At 54.5% G+C, this 18,238-nt stretch carries 18 protein-coding genes and 1 tRNA gene; 14 read left to right on the forward strand and 5 right to left on the reverse strand.

Annotation, left to right across the window (positions count from 1 at the left end; all coding sequences use genetic code 11):
- Positions 1-2 precede the first annotated feature (2 nt).
- The 3 genes from grpE (at position 3) to dnaJ (ending at position 3,817) form a co-directional block, all read left to right on the forward strand.
- Positions 3-578: a nucleotide exchange factor GrpE gene (gene grpE, locus BQ5383_RS12310; protein ID WP_083389956.1), complete on the forward strand. Its 576-nt coding sequence runs from the start codon at positions 3-5 to the stop codon at positions 576-578.
- A 99-nt stretch (positions 579-677) separates the two neighbouring features.
- Positions 678-2,504 (forward strand): molecular chaperone DnaK, encoded by a 1,827-nt coding sequence (dnaK, locus tag BQ5383_RS12315; protein WP_071432409.1) that lies wholly within the window; start codon positions 678-680, stop codon positions 2,502-2,504.
- A gap of 140 nt (positions 2,505-2,644) precedes the next feature.
- A complete protein-coding gene (dnaJ, locus tag BQ5383_RS12320; protein WP_274952758.1) occupies positions 2,645-3,817 on the forward strand; it encodes a molecular chaperone DnaJ in 1,173 nt (390 codons plus the stop codon).
- A gap of 607 nt (positions 3,818-4,424) precedes the next feature.
- Here the strand turns inward: dnaJ and BQ5383_RS12325 are convergent.
- From BQ5383_RS12325 to BQ5383_RS12335, 3 genes are all read right to left on the reverse strand, one after another.
- Positions 4,425-5,783: a sodium-dependent transporter gene (locus BQ5383_RS12325; RefSeq protein ID WP_071435069.1), complete on the reverse strand. Its 1,359-nt coding sequence runs from the start codon at positions 5,781-5,783 to the stop codon at positions 4,425-4,427.
- A gap of 301 nt (positions 5,784-6,084) precedes the next feature.
- Complete coding sequence (locus tag BQ5383_RS12330; protein WP_071432413.1) at positions 6,085-6,978, reverse strand: DMT family transporter; 894 nt, start codon at positions 6,976-6,978, stop codon at positions 6,085-6,087.
- Positions 6,975-7,574, reverse strand: a complete 600-nt coding sequence (locus BQ5383_RS12335) for a hydrolase (RefSeq protein ID WP_071432415.1) — start codon at positions 7,572-7,574, stop codon at positions 6,975-6,977. The genes BQ5383_RS12330 and BQ5383_RS12335 overlap by 4 nt, the downstream gene beginning before the upstream one ends.
- Positions 7,575-7,938: 364 nt before the next feature.
- Here BQ5383_RS12335 and BQ5383_RS12340 point away from each other — a divergent pair.
- Positions 7,939-8,015, forward strand: a tRNA-Val gene (locus BQ5383_RS12340).
- 50 nt (positions 8,016-8,065) lie between these two features.
- Here the strand turns inward: BQ5383_RS12340 and BQ5383_RS12345 are convergent.
- Positions 8,066-8,623 (reverse strand): hypothetical protein, encoded by a 558-nt coding sequence (locus tag BQ5383_RS12345; protein WP_071432417.1) that lies wholly within the window; start codon positions 8,621-8,623, stop codon positions 8,066-8,068.
- Between the two features lie 301 nt (positions 8,624-8,924).
- Here BQ5383_RS12345 and BQ5383_RS12350 point away from each other — a divergent pair, with 301 nt between their 5' ends.
- Genes BQ5383_RS12350 through BQ5383_RS12360 form a run of 3 tightly spaced genes read left to right on the forward strand, consistent with a single transcriptional unit; the run spans position 8,925 to position 12,503 of the window.
- The gene (locus BQ5383_RS12350) at positions 8,925-9,878 is read left to right on the forward strand and encodes an AAA family ATPase (RefSeq protein WP_071432419.1); all 954 of its coding nucleotides are present in this window, start codon (positions 8,925-8,927) and stop codon (positions 9,876-9,878) included.
- Positions 9,878-11,224, forward strand: a complete 1,347-nt coding sequence (locus tag BQ5383_RS12355) for a DUF58 domain-containing protein (protein WP_071432421.1) — start codon at positions 9,878-9,880, stop codon at positions 11,222-11,224. Before BQ5383_RS12350 ends, BQ5383_RS12355 begins: the two co-directional genes overlap by 1 nt.
- The gene (locus tag BQ5383_RS12360; protein ID WP_071432423.1) at positions 11,217-12,503 is read left to right on the forward strand and encodes a hypothetical protein; all 1,287 of its coding nucleotides are present in this window, start codon (positions 11,217-11,219) and stop codon (positions 12,501-12,503) included. Before BQ5383_RS12355 ends, BQ5383_RS12360 begins: the two co-directional genes overlap by 8 nt.
- Positions 12,504-12,804: 301 nt before the next feature.
- Here BQ5383_RS12360 and BQ5383_RS21350 read toward each other — a convergent pair whose 3' ends face one another.
- Positions 12,805-13,647, reverse strand: a complete 843-nt coding sequence (locus BQ5383_RS21350; RefSeq protein WP_071432425.1) for a hypothetical protein — start codon at positions 13,645-13,647, stop codon at positions 12,805-12,807.
- 272 nt (positions 13,648-13,919) lie between these two features.
- Here BQ5383_RS21350 and BQ5383_RS12370 point away from each other — a divergent pair, with 272 nt between their 5' ends.
- The 7 genes from BQ5383_RS12370 to BQ5383_RS12400 all read left to right on the forward strand — a co-directional run bounded on the left by BQ5383_RS12370 (position 13,920) and on the right by BQ5383_RS12400 (position 18,210).
- Positions 13,920-14,288: a putative DNA-binding protein gene (locus BQ5383_RS12370; RefSeq protein WP_071432427.1), complete on the forward strand. Its 369-nt coding sequence runs from the start codon at positions 13,920-13,922 to the stop codon at positions 14,286-14,288.
- 21 nt (positions 14,289-14,309) lie between these two features.
- Complete coding sequence (gene ffh / locus BQ5383_RS12375) at positions 14,310-15,653, forward strand: signal recognition particle protein (protein WP_071432429.1); 1,344 nt, start codon at positions 14,310-14,312, stop codon at positions 15,651-15,653.
- 78 nt (positions 15,654-15,731) lie between these two features.
- Complete coding sequence (gene rpsP, locus BQ5383_RS12380; protein ID WP_071432431.1) at positions 15,732-15,974, forward strand: 30S ribosomal protein S16; 243 nt, start codon at positions 15,732-15,734, stop codon at positions 15,972-15,974.
- A 111-nt stretch (positions 15,975-16,085) separates the two neighbouring features.
- Entirely contained in the window at positions 16,086-16,319 is a 234-nt protein-coding gene (locus tag BQ5383_RS12385) for a KH domain-containing protein (protein ID WP_071432432.1), read from the forward strand.
- 78 nt (positions 16,320-16,397) lie between these two features.
- On the forward strand, positions 16,398-16,919 hold the full coding sequence (gene rimM, locus BQ5383_RS12390) for a ribosome maturation factor RimM (RefSeq protein ID WP_071432434.1): 522 nt from the start codon (positions 16,398-16,400) through the stop codon (positions 16,917-16,919).
- On the forward strand, positions 16,909-17,694 hold the full coding sequence (gene trmD, locus BQ5383_RS12395) for a tRNA (guanosine(37)-N1)-methyltransferase TrmD (protein ID WP_071435071.1): 786 nt from the start codon (positions 16,909-16,911) through the stop codon (positions 17,692-17,694). The genes rimM and trmD overlap by 11 nt, the downstream gene beginning before the upstream one ends.
- A gap of 252 nt (positions 17,695-17,946) precedes the next feature.
- Positions 17,947-18,210, forward strand: coding sequence for an HPr family phosphocarrier protein (locus tag BQ5383_RS12400; protein ID WP_071432436.1), 264 nt, complete (start codon positions 17,947-17,949; stop codon positions 18,208-18,210).
- Positions 18,211-18,238: the final 28 nt, after the last annotated feature.

The raw sequence follows: 18,238 nt of genomic DNA on the forward strand, positions 1-18,238 counted from the left end.
TCTTGTCCAGAAAAGACAGCGAAAAGAAACCAGCGGAGGCTGTGGAGGAAGCAGTGGAAACTGCAGAGAATACGGAAACCGTTGGCTCTGAAGAGACAGCGCAGCAACAAACTCAGCAGCAGGAACCTTCTCCCCAGGAAAAGGAGCTGGAGCAGCTTCGGGGCCAGGTAACGGAAGAAAAAGACCGCTATCTGCGGCTGATGGCAGAATTTGAAAACTATCGCCGCCGTACCACCAAGGAAAAGGAAGCTGCATATCCCGAGGCTGTGGCCAACATTGTCAAAGAGCTGCTGCCGGTGGTGGATAACTTCCAGCGGGCTCTGGAAGCCCCCTGCAGTGATGAAGGTTACCGCAAGGGTGTGGAAATGACCTATGACGGCCTGATGGGAGTGCTGCGTACCATGGGGCTGGAGGAGTTCGGCGAAGTGGGAGAAACCTTTGACGCCAACCTCCACAATGCGGTTATGCACGTTGAAGATGAGAATCTGGGAAAAAATGTGATCTCCCAGGTGTTCCAGAAAGGCTACCGCATCGGCGAACGGATTTTGCGCTACGCCATGGTGCAGACCGCCAATTAAGCAAGTGATCAACCGTCCGGAGGGACGGATTTCATAAAAACAGAACCAAAAATCAAATTTTAAATAGGCGCATTGGGCGCCAATAGGAGGAAACAGATTATGAGTAAGATTATCGGCATCGACCTTGGTACAACCAATTCCTGTGTCGCGGTGCTGGAGGGCGGCGAGGCCGTCGTCATCCCCAACCCCGAGGGCGGCAGAACTACTCCTTCCGTGGTTGCCTTTAAGGATAATGAGAGAATGGTGGGCCAGATTGCAAAGCGTCAGGCCATCACCAATCCTGACCGGACCGTCTCTTCCATCAAACGGCATATGGGCAGCGACTACAAGGTGAATATCGACGGCAAGAGCTACACCCCCCAAGAGATTTCCGCTATGATCCTGCAAAAGCTGAAGAGCGACGCGGAGGCTTATCTGGGTGAGAAGGTCACCGAGGCGGTCATCACCGTCCCTGCATACTTCACTGACGCTCAGCGTCAGGCCACCAAGGACGCGGGCAAGATCGCCGGTCTGGATGTCAAGAGAATCATCAACGAGCCCACTGCCGCTGCTCTGGCTTACGGCATTGATAAGGAAAATGACCAGAAGATCATGGTCTACGACCTGGGCGGCGGTACCTTCGATGTTTCCGTCATCGAGATGGGCGAAGGCGTACAGGAAGTTCTGGCTACCGCCGGTAACAACCACCTGGGCGGCGATGACTTCGATGAGCGGGTGCTCAACTATATGCTCAGCGATTTCAAGGCCAATAACGGCATTGATCTGCGCAACGACAAGATGGCTCTCCAGCGTCTCCGTGAGGCTGCTGAAAAGGCAAAATGCGACCTGTCCGGCATGACCAGCACTCAGGTGAACCTGCCCTATATCACTGCTGACGCCACCGGCCCCAAGCACTTTGAGATGACCATTACCCGGGCGAAGTTCAATGAGCTGACCCACGACCTGGTGGAATCCACCATGGGTCCTGTCCGTCAGGCTCTGTCCGATGCCGGCCTGAAGCCCTCTGATATCAACAAGGTGCTGCTGGTGGGCGGCTCCACCCGTATTCCTGCTGTTCAGGAAGCGGTCAAGGAGTTTATGGGCAAGGATCCCTTCAAGGGCATCAATCCCGATGAATGTGTGGCTGTGGGCGCTGCTCTCCAGGGCGGTGTTCTCACCGGTGATGTCAAGGGCCTGCTGCTGCTGGATGTTACCCCCCTGTCCCTGGGCGTTGAGACCCTGGGCGGCGTGATGACCAAGATCATCGAGCGCAACACCACCATCCCCACCAAGAAGAGCCAGATCTTCACCACCCCTGCTGACAATCAGACCACTGTTGAGGTCCATGTCCTTCAGGGTGAGCGTGAGATGGCTGCTGACAACAAGACCCTGGGCAACTTCAAGCTGACCGATATTCCTGCTGCCCCCAGAGGTGTGCCGCAGATCGAAGTGACCTTTGATATCGATGCCAACGGTATCGTTCATGTTTCCGCCAAGGATCTGACCTCCGGTAAGGAGACCGGTATCACCATCACCTCCTCCACCAATATGTCCAAGGACGATGTGGAGAAGGCTGTCAAGGATGCTGAGCGGTATGCCGAAGAGGATAAGAAGCGCCGTGAGGCTATCGATCTGCGCAACAATGCCGATCAGCTGGTGTTCAATGTAGAGAAGTCCATGAGCGAAATGGGCGACAAGCTGCCCGCCGATGACAAGGCTGCCATTGAAGAGCGGATTAATGCGCTGAAAGAAGCGCTGAAGGGTGACAACCTGGATGAGATCCGCAATAAGATGAATGATGTCCAGGCAAAATTTGCTGACCTTGCTCAGAAGGCCCAGGCCGCCGCTCAGGCTGCTGGAGCTGCCGGCGCTCAGCCCGGTGCGGAGCCGCCCAAGAATGATGACGGTTATGTGGATGCCGATTACAGATCGGTAGATAACAACTGATAAGGCCCCCTGACGGGGCGTTGCGGGCAGGGCGGCGGTGCCGTCCTGCCCCCGCCTGTGTTCACAGGCCAATGGACAGAATCTAGTGAAAGGGTCCGTATTGCGGGAGCAATGCCCCTTGCGGAATGAGGGTGAACATTTTGCCGGAAAAAAGAGATTATTATGAGGTACTGGGGGTCTCTAAAGGCTGCAGCGAGGATGAACTGAAAAAGGCCTACCGAAAACTGGCCAAAAAGTACCATCCCGACCTGAATCCCGGTGATAAAGAGGCGGAAGCAAAATTCAAAGAGGTCAATGAGGCTTACGAGATCCTGTCTGATAAAGATAAACGGGCCCGTTACGATCAGTTCGGCCATGCGGGGGTAGATCCCAACTATGGTGCGGGCGCTCCCGGAGGAGCCGGCGGATTCGGCGGATTCAGCGGCGGCTTTGGGGATTTGGGAGATATTTTTGGAGACCTGTTTGGCAGCGGTTTTGGTTTTGGCGGCAGCACCAGGACCCGGGACCCCAATGGTCCGGTCCGGGGCAGCGATGTGGGCTGCCAGGTGGTGCTCAGCTTTATGGAAGCGGTCAAGGGCTGCAAAAAGCAGATCACCTTCCAGCGGCTGGAAAACTGCAGTGACTGCGGCGGCAGCGGCGCTTCTGCCGGCAGCAAGCCGGAGACCTGCCCCAACTGTCACGGCAGCGGCCAGGTGCGGACAGTTCGCTCCATCCCCGGTTTGGGCAGTGTCCAGACCACCAGCGCATGCCCCCGCTGCGGCGGCAAAGGAAAGATCATCAGCAATCCCTGTAAGAAATGCGGCGGCAAGGGTCGTGTCCGGGTCACCAAGACCCTGGAGGTCAGTATCCCCGCTGGTATTGATGATGATCAGACCTTCGCAGTGCGGGGACAGGGCGATCAGGGAATCAACGGCGGTCCTTCCGGCGATGTCCATGTGACAGTGTCGGTGCGGCCTGATCCCCTCTTCAACCGGGACGGTTTCAACATCTGGTGCGATATTCCCATTACCTATACACAGGCTGTGCTGGGTGACGATATCGTGGTGCCCACGGTGGATGGCCGGGTGGAATATCATGTTCCCGAAGGTACCCAGAACGGTGCGGTATTCCGTCTGCGGGATAAGGGTGTGCCTTCCCCCAGCGGCCGCGGCAGAGGCGACCAGTATGTTCGGGTGAACATTGAAGTACCCAAGGGCCTGACCAAAAACCAGAAGGATAAGCTTCGGGAGTTTGAGGCAAGCCTCAGCGACAAGAACTATAATAAACGCCAGGGCTTCTTTGACAAGCTCCGGGAAAAATTTGAAAATAAATAAAGCAGCCTTTTAAATAAGCTGCCGGGATTCGTTCCGGCGGCTTATTTTTGTTATGAGTGGAAACCAACGGCTTTGCCGGCGAAGGCATCATGTAAAAAGCTTTATTTTGGGGCATCGGGCAAAGCAAGAGATAAACAGGTGATCGCTGTCCATAAAAGCTTTCTCAAAACAGGGGCTGCCTGTTTGGGGGCCGTGGGGCAAGTGATGCAAGCAAAATAAAATTCAGTATTCTTTGAGACATATGCAGGAAACGGCCCTTCAGAGCTTGAGCAAACCATCCGCTCAGCGGGCAGTTTTAACTGCGGGCTTTGCGGGGCGGCGGGCAATACGCTGAAAGCTGCTCTCTGGCAACAGATAAAGGCAGTGGGCCGATGTTTTGCCCCGGTTTTTTTCCCTGTGCAGCGGCGCAGAACCATCAGTTACAAAAAACGCCCCCCTGCTTTTAACGGCAGAGGGGCGGTATGCTTGGGATCAGAATGAATATTTTCCAATTTGGATTGCAGCCAATTACAGCACGCAGCCTGATCAATGACTTGTTTCATCTTTGAGAAAGTCACATTGCAGCGAAGTAAGGAAAACCGCAGAAAAGGCAGATGAAGGATACCGCTCAGATTACCAGCAGACCCAGCGCATCCAGAACCGAACTGACCAGAACAGCAATAATAAAGATGGGCGCGATATAGCGGATCATAACAATAAACAGCTTCTCCCGGTGGAAATGGGAAGAGTGCTTTACTTCGCTCAAAATAGAATCCACGCCGATACCTTTGGAAACAAAAATACAGGTGCAGAAAGCAGCCACAGGCATCATCACGGAATTGCTGATAAAATCCAGAGAATCCAGGATGTTTTTCCCAAGGAAGGTGATTGCCGACCAGGGACCATGTCCCAGGGAAGAGGGGATACCAAGCGCAAGGCATATGACCAGCACCGCCATGCAGGCCTGGGGACGGGAAATGTGGAACTGATCCAGGAAAATGGATACAATGGCTTCCATCAGCGAGATGGTGGAGGTAATGGCTGCAAAAAGGACCAGCAGGAAGAAGATCGCTCCTATGATCCCGCCCATATTCATGCTGGCAAACACCTTGGGAATGGTGATGAACATCAGCCCCGCGCCGGCATTGAGAGCATCAGCGTCCCCGCCGGAGTAGGCAAAAACAGCGGGAATGATGATCAGACCGGCCAAAAAGGCGATGCCGGTGTCAAAGATTTCGATCTGTCCCACGCAATGGGCAAGGTCGGTATCCTTTTTCATATAGGAACCGTAAGTGATCATGATGCCCATAGCCAGCGACATGGAATAGAACATCTGCCCCATAGCGGCCACTACCGTCATCACCGAAAAGCGGGAGGGATCGGGAAGGATGTAATACAGCACCCCTTCCCAGGCTCCAGGCCGGGTAATGGAGAAGATAGCGATGATGACAGACAGAATCACCAGAAAAGGCATGAGGATTTTGCTGCATTTTTCGATGCCCTTTTCAACGCCCATCATCACCACAGCAAAAGTGGCCAGCAGACACAGCAGAAACCAGAAAATCGGCGACCAGGTGCTGCGGATAAAAGCGGAAAAATAACCATCGGCTGCGGCTTGCTGTCCGCCTCCGGTGAGGTAAGTGAACAGGTATTTGGCAACCCAGCCGCTGATGACCGTGTAATAGGGGAGAATGATCATTGGCACCAGCGAGGAGAGAATTCCTACAAAACCGAATCTTTTGTCCAGTGCGCGATAGGCTCCAACAGCGCTCAATCCGGTTTTCCGGCCGATGGCGATTTCAGCGGTCATCAGTGTAAAGCCGAAGGTGACAGCCAGGATGATATAGACCAGCAAAAAGATGCCGCCTCCATATTTGGCGGCCAGATAGGGAAATCTCCAGATATTGCCCAGGCCGACTGCGGAACCGGCAGCGGCCAATACGAACCCGATCCGACTGGTAAAACTGCTTCTGGCGGATGATTCCATAAAAACCCTCTTTCCGCTGCCGGATAAATTTTGAAAAAGAAAGGGCAGCCGGTATATTATGACATAAATACCTTTCATTTTCAATGTTACAGGGAAGGTTGAATGGAGTTTTTGGGTTCTTTTCTCCGCTTTTGAGAAAAGGAAGGGCCTTTATCGTGAAAAAGGACGAATTTTATTTCCCCGATACCTCATCTCAGGATAAACAATTTCCCTGAACTGTCAAAAAGGCCCCATCATCCACAGGGGAGTTGGGAAGCCTCTGGGGATAATGGAGCCTGTGAAAATAACAATGGCTGCTGATTTATTGTGCGGTTCCGGTCTGCCGGAGGTTGTGACGGAACAGCAGGACAGCAGTGCCGATAATGATGACATATCCCACCAGGCTCCAGCCATCCGGCAGCTGGTCGAAGATGAAGAAGCCCAAAACGGCGGAAAACAGAACCTGGGAGTAGTCGAATACGGAGATCTCCTTCGCAGGGGCAAAGCCATAGGCAGCGGTGACGCCAAATTGTCCCACAGAAGCCGCGCATCCCGCCAGAATCAGAATACCCAACTGTTCCAAGGTCATGGGGACATAGTGGAAAGCGATCCAGGGCAGCACCGCCAGGCAGGAGAAGAGGGAAAAGAAAAGCACGATAGCGGCTCCAGGTTCACCTCGCTGGGTCAGTCCCCGGACGCAGGTATAAGCCGCGCCGGAAAAACAAGCACCCAACAATCCGATGATGGAAGGAAATACCGCGGAAAAGTCCAGGGAGGGGTGGACAATAAACAGACAGCCGCAAAAGGCTGCCGCCACAGCCAGCTTCTGAATATTGTCTGCCCGTTCCCGCAGAAACAGCGCGGAGAAGATGATAACAAAGAAAGGAGTGAGCTTGTTGATGATGGAGGCGTCGGAAAGAATCAGGTGGTCCACCGCGTAATAATTGCACAGCAACCCGGCTGTTCCCAGGGAAGCCCTCAGTATCAGCAGAGGAAGATTAGGACGCTGCCAGTACCGTGTGGGCAGTTTGCTGCGCCACAGCATCCAGCCGGCCACCACCGCGGCCACCACATTACGGAAGAAGGCTTTCTGCACCGAAGGCAGGTCGCCCGCCAGCTTGACAAACACGTTCATCAGCGCGAAACCCAGGGCGGACAGCAGGATGCAGCAGATTCCCCGGGCGGTGGGGCTGAGGGAAGAAAAGAAGCGCTTCATGTCCGCTGTACCTCCGAGGTCCCTTTTTCCCGCAGGTAGGTGGATTCCAGGTCCGCAAGGTGCAGCTTGACTGCCAGAGGATATTTATCGTAGGCCAGGCTGATGGCAAAGCTGCCGCCCCGACAGGCTTCGTCAAAGCCCCCCATATGCCAGCGGATGGCAGTGGCCTCCGCCGGTTTGAGCCGGACGAACCGCTCGATGAGAAAGACACTTTTTTCCCCGTGACCGTAGGGGAAGGAATCCTCCACTACATAATAGGGCTTTTTCTCCCACTGGCCGGTCTGTTCGTTTTTCACATTCCGGGTGGAGACCTTATAGAACTGGGCTTTGCACAGATCGTGGAGAAGGGCGCACAGAGCGAAGCTTTCGGGGTTATCTTCGCCCTCCACAAAGTGTTTTTCCATCATCGTCTCATACACGCTCACCGAATGCATCACCAGTCCTCCCGCGCAGGCGCAATGAAAGCGGGTGCTGGCGGGGGCGGTGAAAAAATCGGTCCCCTGGAGCCATTTCAGCAGCTCCTGGGCCCCTTCACGATGAATATTCTGCTCATAAATGTCCAAAAAACGCTGTTTGTAATCGAGGTTCAGGTCCATAATGGTCGGTTCTCCTTTTTGGATATTACGGCGGAAAAGAACGTTTTTCTCCTTCTATGTATTGGAAGCGGAGGAGAAACGGATACTTTCCCAAGGCTTACCAGAGGCATTATAGCATATTTTCTCCGGTTATGGTAAGATAAAGGAAAAAAGGAGGCGGTTTGTATGAAAAAGGCGTTTGCGGTTACGGGATTTATTCTGGGGATTGTTGGAGTAGTGTCCGGGGCGGCTGCGGTGGTTTTCAGCAGCATCAGCCTGGGAAGCAGAAAATAAGTTTTTTGGGTGTCCGGAAGAAAAAATGGAAAAAGAAAAATTACCCCTTGATTTTCCGGACAAGGTGTTGTATAATAGCAAAGCACCCAACGGAGGCGTAGCTCAGCTGGTCAGAGTGCCTGCTTCACACGCAGGAGGTCCACGGTTCGAGCCCGTGCGTCTCCACCAAAGAAATAAATCCGAACCTGTTTTATGAGGTTCGGATTTATTTTTTTCTATCAGAAGTTAGTACCTTGCGATGAATTGGCAGGAGCTCCCTGCAAAGTATGTTGGACCAACTGCTTCACCGAAAAATGCTTCGGGTTCAGGTATGGTCTGCCTTCCTCAATGAGGTCGAACAGGTGAAAATCAAAGGGCAGCCTTTCATCGCTGAGAAAATCATCGTTGATCCAAAGGATGGAGGAAAACTCCTCTGGTAAATGATCGGTACAGGTACAAAAAAGGACTTCCTCATCCAGGGAAGGAACACCGATGCAGCTCAGGCTGTACTCCAAAGTGTCCCCCAGAAATTTTTCCCGGTATCGCTCCAGGATGAAGGCCCACCGTTCCTTTCGATCCACATATCCAATGAGGTTTTCCGGTATGGTCTTCACACCGTCCCTTTCCCATTGCCCGGAAGGATCAAAATACAGCGAGTTCCACAGTCCCCGAAAAACTCCGCAGGTTACTTCACTGAGAAAATATCCCCCTACGATGGCCTCCAGTTTCCCGAACAGAGAGATGGAAACAGGAGGCTTCTCCTTTGGGGTGGCGAACAGATTTCCGAGCTCAATCATTCTGCGCACCTTCCTTTCTTTTAAACAGTATATCATACCACCAGATTTTTCCTCAACACAGTTATATCAGGGAAGCGAAAGTGATTGAAAAAAGCTTTTGTGTTGGAAATCTGCCGAATTTTTAAGAAAAATGTGCCTTGCCTCTGCTTTTCTCTCCATGTTACAATAAAGCACAAAGTAAAAGAACAGGAGCCACATCTTTTGCCGGAACGGAACCAAGCTTTTCTTTTTCCAGAACCGGTCATGAGAACAGTGGTTCCATTTTTTCGGATGGGAAGACCTCAAAAAGGGAGGAAGCAATATGGAGGAAATCAAAAAACTGGCGGACCGCATGACGGCGGAAACGGAAAAGATCATTGTGGGCAAGACCCATCAGATCCGTCTGATCTTGATGGCGGTGCTCAGCGAAGGCCATGTGCTGCTGGATGATCTGCCTGGGGTGGGTAAAACCACGCTGGTCAAAACTCTTTCCAAGGTGCTGGGCTGCGACAGCCGAAGGGTGCAGTTTACCCCGGACCTGCTGCCGTCGGATATTGTGGGTATGAGGATCTACGATCAGCAGCGGGGACAGTTCCAGCTGATGGAGGGCCCTGTGATGACCAATCTGCTGCTGGCGGATGAAATCAACCGGGCAATTCCCCGCACCCAGTCCGCCCTGCTGGAATCCATGGAGGAGCGTCAGGTGACCATCGACGGTCAAACTCACCCACTGCCCCAGCCCTTCCTAGTGATGGCCACCCAGAATCCGGTGGAATCGGAGAGCACCTTCCGGCTGCCGGCAGCACAGATGGACCGCTTTCTCATCCGCCTTTCCCTGGGCTATCCCCAGCAGAAGGAGGAGGAGGCGATGCTGGCCAATCTGGGTAACGGTATCCCGATGGACAAGGTGGGACGGGTGGCGAATCCGGAGCTGCTGTGCCGCCTCCAGAAAGAGGCGCTGGAGGTACAGGTGGCCCCCAACGTTACCGCTTATATGGTTTCCATTACTCAGGCCACCCGCAGCCATCCTCAGCTGAAGCTGGGAGCCAGTCCCCGTGGTTCACGGGCGCTGTACCGGGCTTCCAAGGCGTGGGCGGCAATGGCGGGCCGGGATTTTGTAACGCCGGATGATGTACAGACACTGGTGGAGCCGGTATTGGCCCATCGCCTGCTGCCCACCAATGAGGCTCGGGTGGCGGGAGCCACAGCAGGGTCTGTTTTGCAGGAGATCCTCACTGCCGTACCGGTGCCCCCTGGACGGGAGGAGCGCTTCTGATGGCTGTCAAAAAGATGGGCGGTCATATTGATCCCTATGGCAGCAGTCTGCTCATCGGCCCTGTGGCTCTGGCGGTATGGGGAGTGCTGCTGATTGCGGCGATCCTCACAGGACAGACGCTTTTTTCCCTGCTGTTGCTGGGAGCTCTGCTGACCGCTCTTTTGGCCCGGCTGTGGGGCCTCGGTTCCCTTAAAAATGTAAGGGTAGGACTGCGGGCCGATACCACCCGGGTCTACGCCGGAGACCGGCTGACGCTGACCTACCAGGTGGAGAACGGAAAATTTCTCCCCCTCATCTGGCTGGAGGTCCTCCAGCGCCTGCCCAAGGATGGGTGCATGGAACCGGAGGACCAGGAGCTGTTGGGGGAAATGCCTCTGCCGGAGGAGGAGCTGGAACAGGTACGCAGCCGGTATGCCCAAGCGGTGCGGGAAGCGGAAAAGAATCCGGACCAGGGGAAGAAGCTGGGACCGCTGGTGGAGACCTGTCCGGCGCTGCGAAGCAAATTTTCCTTTGTGCTGTGGTATCAGCAGCTGGAATGGGACTGTGTCTGGCTGGCAAAAAAGCGGGGACTGTGGCATCCCAAGGAGCTGCTCCTGCGGTCAGGAGATGGGTTCGGTCTGGCTCAGGCGGAGCAGTTGTGTCCTGTGGAGAAAAAGCCCCTTCTGGTGGTCTATCCCAAGCTGGTGCCGGTAAACGCGGCTCCTCTCCTGGGTAATTTATGGGAAGCGCAGACCGGTTCCGCCGGTACCTACGAGGATTGTACCATCCTTCGGGGAGAGCGGGATTACCAATGGGGAGACCCCTGGAAACGGATCGACTGGCGGGTGGCAGCCCGGGGCGGCGGCTTGCAGGTGAAGCTCTATGAGACCATCCAGCCCAAATCCATCCATTTCCTTTTGGACGGCGCCTCTTTTCTGGGACGCAGCGAAGACAACCGGGAGCTGGAGGAGGCTATCAGTATTGTGGCCTCCCTGATGGTGAACTTATCCGCCGCTCAGGTCCACTGCGGGCTGAGTTTGCCCAGGACTCCCTCCATGGCCTCTGCGGACCTGTTTCCGGGGGAGGAGACCACCGCTGACGATCTGCTTTTGTATCTGGCAGGCTTCCGCTGCATGGGCGATGTGACACGGCTGGATGGCCTGCGGCTGGCAGGACTGCGGGAGCGGATGGGGCAGGTGTATCTGGTTACCTGGAAGGACAGCGACGCTGGAAATCAGATCCTGCTGGAATCAATGGGCAGCGGCGGCGTCACCATCCTCACCTGGGAGACACCCCAGGAACAAGGAGCGGGAGAATACCGGGTTCTGCCGCTCCGTTCCCTGAAAGGAGGTGCGCCCCATGGATGAACAGCGGTATTTTACCCGCTTCTGCACCCTGTTTACCGAAGGAATGTTCCTTTGCTGTCTTTTCGCCATGATCGGCGGCATCAACTCCCAGCCCCCTCAAAGTCTGGAGGCGCTTCCTTATACGCTGTGGTGCGGTATAGCAGGGTTAGTGATGACCTGGTTTTTGGGAAAGGAACGGACGGTTCCTCAGCTGGCTTTGTTTGGTACGGCGCTGTGGGCGCTGGGTTCCGGGGTGGTCCTGGCCCTTTCCTCCCTGGATGGGGTGACCGGATATGCCTTCGGGCTGTTGTTTGTGGCTGAGCCGCTGCTGCGGAGCGTCCAAATAGAGCTGAAACCGGCAGGAAAACGTCAGGCACTGAATCTGTTGGAGCTTTCAGTCCTGGGAACAGCGCTGATGCTGCTGGCAGGAGCGGGAGGTTTTTCTCTGCCTCCTATGGGCCGGGAACTGCTGGTGCTGACCATTCCCCTCAATCTCTTCCATTTAGTCCGCAGCCGTGTTGCGGGAGGAAAAACAGCCGCTCAGGTTTCGGGACGGTTTGTGGGGATGTTGGGAGCGGTTCTTACAGCAGGAGCCATTGCGCTGCTGACAATGGTGATGATAGCTGCCGCTTCCCAACCGGCCAGAAAGCTGCTGTCCGCTTTTTTCGGGGGTATCGTAGCCGGATTTACCTGGATCGGAGATCTCCTCAGCCGGGGTATCATGTGGCTCATTCTGCTGCTGCCCCCAGCTGACGAAGGCTACTGGGCAGAGATGCAGCAGGCAGCCCTGGAAAAGACGCCCCAGGCCCAGGAAGCCCTGGTCAATACTCTGCCCCCCTGGGCGGCGGGAATAGCGCTGCTGGTGATTCTGATACTGGCTGTGGCTGCTGCTGCCGCTTTGCTGCGCGGCGTCCGGGTGGGCCGTATCGGGGGCAAAAGGGTGAAAGCAAAAGCCAAGGTCCGTCGTCCCGGATTATGGAGCGCTTTGAGACGCTGGGGCAGCGGTACCATGGAGCGGTTCCGCTTTTGGCTGAGATCGGTGCGTTTCCGCCATACTCCCCAGGGTCTGCTGATTCGTTTGGAGCGATGGGCCATCCTCCACCGCTGCCCCAGAAAACCGGGGGAAACCTGTCGGGCTTTTCTGGAACGCATAGGGAGCCAGCCTCGTTTTCAAAGTGGAAGAGAAGAGCTTTCCCTGATGGCGGAGGCGCTGGATCGGATTTACTACAAGGGAGAAAAAATTGCGTTGGAGCGAAATGTGACCCAACGTTTGGAGCGGCTGCTGGAGGGAAAGGAATAACTAGCGGCAGCGAAAATGGATAGGACCGGACACTTCCAGGGGGACCCAGTCCCCCTGGATACGCCGCATGGTTCCTGACGAAACCAGCGGCGATACCCCCGGTTTTGCGCCCCAGTGGGCGTGGGTCGAGGTATAAAAATCAGGCATTTATGATTTTGAATTTTGTTTGCTCTTTAAAACAGGCTTTTCTGCAGTTTGAGGCGGCGGGGTTTATCCCCGCCGCCTCGCAGTTTGCCGGCAACCTTATTTTTATAAAGAAGTAAAGACAAAAACTTGTTTTGGCGGCAGGCAGCCAGCGTTTTTATCCCTCTGCCTCGGTTCCTGCCCCACAGATATAAAAAGCGTAGCTGGCAGTTCCGCCATAGCCGTGTTCCGGCTTCCACCGGGCCTGAACCTCATAGACAAAGGCTCCTGGTTTCAGGGTGATCTCCATTCCATTGAATGAGACCTCTTCACTGTCCGTTTCAGGCTGGGACCAGTACCGGTCGCTCCAACAGCGGACCCACAGAATTTCATCCGGTTCCACCTGAAAGCGGAGAAGGGCCGTTTGTTCGGTCGTTTCCAGCAGTGTCAGCATTTCTTTGCAGTCCAATGGATGGAGACTGTCTGCGATGATGAAATCATCGGTGCCGTCGTGATTTTTCTTCTGCCAGGAGTAACCGCCTCTCAGGGCTTCAACACAGGTGCTGTCGCTGACAACACTAAGCGTCGGGGGCTGCTCCAGGATAACAGGAGCGTCGCCGCTGTCAAGGAGCTGGTTGCCGTAGGCGTTGAGGGCGTTACAGGGATCGTGGGCAGTGCGGTACCCGATCCCGTCGATGACCAGAAAGGGAGAATAGGCCAAAACAGTCCTTTCCCGCCCATCATCCATTACCAGGGTGAACAGCACCCCTTGTCCCGCGTACTGGGTATAGGAATCATCCCGATCATAAATCACAGTGTCCCGCAGCAGCTCCGCCAGCTTCTGGTGATCGGTGACCTCCAGGGTGATATCCGGCGGCGTCAGAGTGACGGAGGCAAAGAGAATGTCCTGCGGGTCCAGTCCTTTAAAAGGTCTTTTTGCCCCGCCTTCGCCCAACAGCACAAGGGTTCCCAACAATATTACAGCCACAAGAGCTGACAAAAAAATCTTTTTTCTGCTCATAAAAACGCCTCCCTTTTTGGATGCCTTTGTATTGTTTCTTTCATCCATAACAGACGAAAAAAGTGCTCAAAGGTTACATCTTTCCAAATTCTAGGGGCGATGGAGAAAAAACTTTTCGCTGTAAAAGGGGAGAAAGACAGAAGAAGGCTGAAAAAGATGGATTTTTGAGAAAAGGTGTAAAGGAAAAACCTTGACAACACCCCGGAAAGCCGCTATAATAGCAAAGGTTGAATGAATGTAAAGTAATTTTCTTTACAAGAGGGGGCGTTGGTGTGGCCAAAAACCTGGAAATCTCCATCCTGCTGGATTTCTATGGCAGTATGCTCACCGACAAACAGCGGGATGTGGTGGAGCTTTATTACAATGAGGATCTTTCCCTGGCGGAGATCGCCGCCCACAGCGGCATCACCAGGCAGGGGGTCCGGGATTCCATCAAGCGGGCGGAAGCACAGCTGACGGAATATGAAGAGCGGCTCCATCTGGCGGCCAGGTTCCGGGATATTCAGGAATCTTTGGAGGAGATCATCTTTCAGGCAAAAGAGATCCAGGATTTCAACCGGCGGTTCGGGGCTCATAATGAAATTTTCGACCGAACCCAGCGGATCATCCAGCTGGCCAACCATATTGATGAAGAAGAATAAGGAAAGCGGGGAGAACGCCTCATGGCCTTTGAGGGATTGACCGAAAAGCTTACAGCAACTTTCAAAAAACTGAAAAACCGCGGCAAGCTCAGCGAATCCGACGTCAAGGAAGCCATGCGGGAAGTTCGTCTGGCCCTGCTGGAAGCGGACGTCAACTATAAGGTGGCCAAAGAGTTTGTGGCCAACGTCACCGCCAAGGCGGTGGGCGAGGAAGTGCTGAGCAGCATGACCCCCGCCCAGCAGGTCATCAAGATCGTCAATGAGGAACTGACCGCGCTGATGGGTTCCACCAACGAGCGGCTGAACCTTACTTCCCGCATTCCCAACGTCATCCTTATGTGCGGCCTTCAGGGTTCCGGTAAAACCACCCATTCTGCCAAGCTGGCTTATCACTTCCGCAGTCAGGGCAAACGTCCTCTGCTGGTGGCGGCGGATGTTTACCGTCCCGCGGCTATTGATCAGCTGAAAGTAGTGGGCGAAAAGGCTGGTGTTCCGGTCTTTGAAATGGGTCAGACCGATCCCGTGGAGATCGTCAACAAGGCCCTCCGCCAGGCAAAGGATTACGGCAATGATATTGTGATCATCGATACCGCCGGACGCCTTCATATTGATGAGGCGCTGATGGATGAACTCAAACGGGTCAAGGAAGCCTCCCAGCCTCAGGAGATCCTGCTGGTCATCGATGCTATGACCGGTCAGGATGCGGTGAATGTGGCAACCAGCTTCGACCAGGCGCTGGGCATCACCGGTGTGATCCTCACCAAGCTGGACGGCGATACCCGCGGCGGCGCGGCCCTCTCTGTGCGGGCGGCAACGGGAAAGCCGATCAAATTTGCCGGTACCGGCGAAAAAATCGGGGACCTGGAGCCCTTTTATCCGGACCGGATGGCCTCCCGTATTTTGGGAATGGGAGATGTTCTCAGCCTCATTGAGAAGGCGGCCGGACAGGTGGATGAGAAAAAGGCCGTCCAGATGGCCAAGAAGCTCAAGGATGGCCTCGATTTCAACGACCTGCTGGAGCAGATGGGCCAGATGAAAAAGATGGGTTCGCTCAGCAAGCTGGTGGAGATGATCCCCGGCGCCAATAAAGTAAGCGATGAGGAGCTGGCCAAGGGTGAGGAACAGATGAAGCGCACCGAAGCCATCATCCTGTCCATGACCCCGGAGGAGCGCGCGAAGCCCGCCCTCATCACCCCGCCCAGAAAGCGGCGCATCGCCGCCGGCAGCGGTACCAAGGTGGAGGACGTCAACCGTCTGCTGCGCCAGCTGGAGGAAACCCAGAAGATGGTGAAAAAGCTGGGCGGCTTAAAGAAGAAAAAAGGCCGTCTGCCCTTTGGCGGGATGCCGCCGATGCCGGGAGTATGATCCCAGCGGAATTTTAAGAAGGATTCTCCCGGTGACCGCCGGTTGAATAGAAAATATTTTATTTTGGAGGAAAAATAAATGGCTGTTAAAATCAGACTGCGCCGCATGGGCGCCAAGAAAGCTCCCTTCTATCGTATCGTTGTTGCGGATTCCCGCTATCCCAGAAACGGCCGCTTCATTGAGGAAGTGGGCTACTATGATCCCACCAAGGAGCCCTCTGTGGTCAAGGTAGACGCTGAGAAGACCAAGAAGTGGATCGCCAACGGCGCTCAGCCCACCGACACTGTCAAGAACATTCTGAAGAACGAGGGCATCCTGTAAAAAGGCTTTGGAGAGCGTCCGAAATCCTTCAGACGCCATCTTTAAGCCCTCCGGCGGGAGAAAATCAAGCTCCTTTCCGCCTGCGGGACCCCTCATCGGAGGAGGAGAATTATGGAAAACCTGATCGTAGCGATTGCCAGAGGTCTTGTGGACGACAAGGACGCTGTTACCGTTACCGCCGACGCGCCTTTGGAGGATGGCACCATTGTGTATCATCTTCATGTGGGCCCTGACGATATGGGCCGCGTCATCGGCAAGCAGGGACGGATCGCCAAGGCGATCCGTACAGTAGTTCGCGCCGCTGCCAGCAAGGTGGATCAAAAGGCAGCAGTGGAGATCGACTGACGGCAGAGCAGGATTGGATCGGAACGGGACCGTGGAACATACGGCCCCGTCCTTTTTTCAGTGGGAGGAAGGAAGCCGATGAAAAAAGAATTTTTGGAATGCGGCAAAATCGTATCGGTTCATGGCCTTCGGGGAGATGTGCGGGTACAGCCTTGGGGAGATTCTCCCGAGGACCTGTGTGCCTTGAAGACCCTTTACCTGGACGGCGGAAAAACTGCTGTGGAGGTGGAACGGGCACGGGTACAGAAAAACATGGTGCTTCTCAAGCTTCGGGGCTGTGATACCCCGGAGGCGGCCCAGGCCCTGCGCAACAAGGTGCTTTATATCCATCGCAGCCAGGAAAGTCTGGAGGAAGGGCAGTACTATCTTCAGGACCTGCTGGGGATGCAGGTGTACGATGCCGATACCGGTAAACTTTACGGAGAATTGTGTGACTGGTCGGAAACCGGGGCGAATGATGTTTATCATATCCGCTTTGCCGACGGCAAAGAGCGGCTGATTCCCGCAATCCCTCAGGTGATCGTCAAGGTGGACGTGGAGGGAGAGCGGATGGAGATCCGGCCCCTGAAAGGACTTTTTGACGATGAGCCTGAGAATTGATATCGCCACCCTTTTTCCCGATATGTGCCGCCGGGTCACAGAGGAGAGCATTATTGGCCGGGCGGTGAAGGCCGGGAAGCTGGATATTCGGGTGCACAACATCCGGGAATACGCTTTCAACAAATGGAACCGGGTGGATGACACTACCTATGGCGGCGGGATGGGGATGCTGATGCAGGCGGAGCCCATCTATCTCTGCTGGCAGGATGTGGCGGTGGATCTGCCGAAGAATCCTCATGTGATCTATATGAGCCCCCAGGGAAAGCCGCTGACCCAGCAAAGGGCCCTGGAGCTGTCCAAAATGGAATCGCTGTTCATCCTCTGCGGTCACTATGAAGGGGTGGATCAGCGGGTGCTGGATGAGATTGTGGATGAGGAGATTTCCATTGGCGATTATGTGCTCACCGGTGGGGAGCTGGGAGCGCTGGTGCTGGTGGATTGTGTGGGGCGTCTCTGTCCCGGAGTGCTGTCCAACGATCTCTGTTTTGAGGAAGAAAGCCATTATAACGGTCTGCTGGAGTATCCCCAGTATACCAAGCCGGCGGTATGGCGGGGCAGAGAGGTGCCGGAAATTTTGCTCAGCGGTGACCATGGCCGCATCCGGGATTGGCGGAGGGAGCAGTCCCTTCTCAACACCCTGCACAAACGGCCGGATCTGCTGGAAAAGGCGCCTTTGACCGACCGTGACAAAGTGTTTTTGGCTAAAACGCGTCAGCAGGAGGAGCCAAGCTCCCGGGACACTGAAGCCGCGGAAAACGACAAATGCGACATATAAGCTTGCTTGTGTCAGCTAAAAAGTTGCTTTTCCACCTAGTAAAGTGTACAATATGCTGGTGTTGTTGAAAACTTTGTAGTGACAACGCACAAATAAGAACCTTTGAATGGGGCAATATATAGAAAACAGGCAGAAAATGCCTTCGAAAGGCCAGTTTCGGGAAATTTACCGTTGACTGATAAAAGCAAATTGTTTTATAATTTAGCATGAACCTGGCCAAACTGAAATTTGCTGCATAGGAGAGATCGAATTATGTATGTAAAAGAAGTAACCGTCCAGAACCACGTTGGCCTGCACGCTCGTCCCGCTACCTTCTTTATCCAGAAGGCGAATGAGTTCAAGTCCTCCATTTGGGTGGAGAAAGAGGAGCGCAGAGTGAATGCCAAGAGCCTGTTGGGCGTTTTGTCCCTGGGCATTGTTGGCGGCACCACCATCAAGATCATCGCGGATGGCTCTGATGAGCAGCAGTCCGTAGAGGCGCTGGTAAAGCTGATTGATTCTGGTTTTGCCGAGTAATCAAAGCTGAACAAAAGTTACTGGAAGG

Source organism: Angelakisella massiliensis (assembly GCF_900104675.1).
Classification (GTDB): Bacteria; Bacillota; Clostridia; order Oscillospirales; family Ruminococcaceae; genus Angelakisella; species Angelakisella massiliensis.